The sequence below is a fragment of the Streptomyces sp. MBT53 genome (genome assembly GCF_016654115.1).
Lineage (GTDB): Bacteria > Actinomycetota > Actinomycetes > Streptomycetales > Streptomycetaceae > Streptomyces.
Genome location: NZ_JAEQAZ010000543.1, coordinates 1 through 319 on the forward strand (window position 1 = coordinate 1; position 319 = coordinate 319).

1 protein-coding gene is annotated in these 319 nt (G+C 71.5%); it reads left to right on the forward strand.

The genetic code is table 11. From position 1 onward, the window contains the following. Positions 1–319, forward strand: a 319-nt coding sequence (locus JHN45_RS52675) for a protein kinase (RefSeq protein WP_201056635.1), incomplete at both ends; no start/stop codon positions are given.

A 319-nucleotide genomic window follows, 5' to 3' on the forward strand; every position in this document is an offset into this window, starting at 1 on the left:
CCGCGTCATCGACTTCGGCATAGCGCGCGCCCTGGAGACCCAGGCCGGGGACGGGCTCACCCGCACCGGTTCACTGGTCGGCTCGCCCGGATTCATGGCGCCGGAACAGGTGCGGGGCGACCGCATCACCCCGGCCTGCGACATCTTCTGCCTCGGTTCCGTCCTCGCCTACGCCGCGACCGGCACCCTCCCCTTCGGCACCGCCAACAGCGGCGTCCACGCGCTGATGTTCCGCATCGCCCAGGACGAACCCGACCTGACGGGTGTCCCCGAGGGCATCGCCGAACTGGTCCGCGACTGCCTGCGCAAGGACCCGGAG